The following is a 1,268-nucleotide window of genomic DNA, read 5'->3' as shown; positions in this document are numbered from 1 at the left end:
GTCAGGGGGCCAAGCGGTCGTCTGAGCACCGCCCCCTCTCCCCCGGCCCTCGCTCCGCGCCCCGGCCCTGTGGCCTGCATGCCACAGGGCGCTCCGGCGGGCGAAGCGGTGCTTCGCTTTTTTCGCCTACGCCCCGCGAGGGGAGAGGGGAGAAAATCCCGCGGCTTCGATGGCGGGTGCGGATGCCTGTACGGCAAAAAAAAATGCTGCCGTCCCTGCTCCAGCATCTGCGGTGATTCGGTCAGATCAGGCGGCCAAGCGCCCGCTCAGGAGCACGCCCGAGACCGCTGCCCGATGCCTGCGCCAACAGCATCCGGCCCGGCGGCGCCGATGCCTGCCCGATAGGCCGCCACACCTCACGCATACCGCTCATCCAGCGCATCCCATTCCGGCTTGCCCACCAGGCGCTGGCGTTCGGCGAAGGGCGTGACCAGCCCGCTCGACTCCGTCACCGCCTTCTCGTCGCGCAGCACCGTCAATGCCTTCTGCATGCCGGTCAGCGCGCCCTGCAGCGCGGCGTTGGCGTAGAGCACGACGCCGTAGCCCAGGTCGCCCAGCTCGGTGGCGTTGAAGATGGGCGTCTTGCCGCCGATGACCATGTTCATCAGCTGCGGTCGCGGCAGCAGCCGGGGCAGCGCGCGCACTTCCTCGGCGCGGGTCACCGCCTCGACGAAGAGGATGTCGGCGCCGGCCTCGGCGAAGCGCAGCGCGCGGTCTACCGCGGCGTCGAAGCCGTGCACCGCGGCGGCGTCGGTGCGGGCCATGATGAGCAAGTCCGCATCGCGCCGGGCGTCGGCGGCGGCCCTTACCTTGGCCACCGCTTCCTCGGTGCTGATCACATCCTTGCCGTTGAAGTGGCCGCAGCGCTTGGGCGCCACCTGGTCCTCCAGCTGGATGCAGTCGGCGCCGGCACGCTCCAGCGTGCGCACGGTGTGATAGACGTTGAGGGCGTTGCCGAAGCCGGTATCCGCATCCACCAGCAGCGGCAGCGAGACGGCATCGCGGATGCGGGCGGTGTGGTCGGCGATCTCCGCCAGGCCCATGAAGCCCTGGTCCGGCATGCCGAACCACATGTTGGTGACGCCGGCGCCGGTGATGTAGATGGCCTCGAAGCCGAGGTCTTCGATGACCTTGGCGGACAGCGCGTTGAAGGCGCCGGGAACGATGACGCCGCGGCGCGCTTCGACCAGCGCTCGGAGTTGCTTGCGGGTGGACATGGTGGGCTCCTGGGTTGGTGTTGGCTCAGGGGGCATGGCCCCGGGTTGTTC

At 69.6% G+C, this 1,268-nt stretch carries 1 protein-coding gene; it reads right to left on the bottom strand.

Translation table 11 applies throughout. The annotated features are described in order from the left end of the window. Positions 1-356: 356 nt before the first annotated feature. On the bottom strand, positions 357-1,217 hold the full coding sequence (locus tag GRF61_RS24110) for an isocitrate lyase/phosphoenolpyruvate mutase family protein (protein ID WP_169153150.1): 861 nt from the start codon (positions 1,215-1,217) through the stop codon (positions 357-359). Positions 1,218-1,268 lie beyond the last annotated feature (51 nt).

This window comes from Azoarcus sp. TTM-91, from assembly GCF_012911025.1.
In the GTDB taxonomy this organism is placed as follows: domain Bacteria; phylum Pseudomonadota; class Gammaproteobacteria; order Burkholderiales; family Rhodocyclaceae; genus Azoarcus.
The sequence above is the reverse complement of the archived record's forward strand: the minus strand, read 5'-3'. Positions and strand labels throughout refer to the sequence as shown.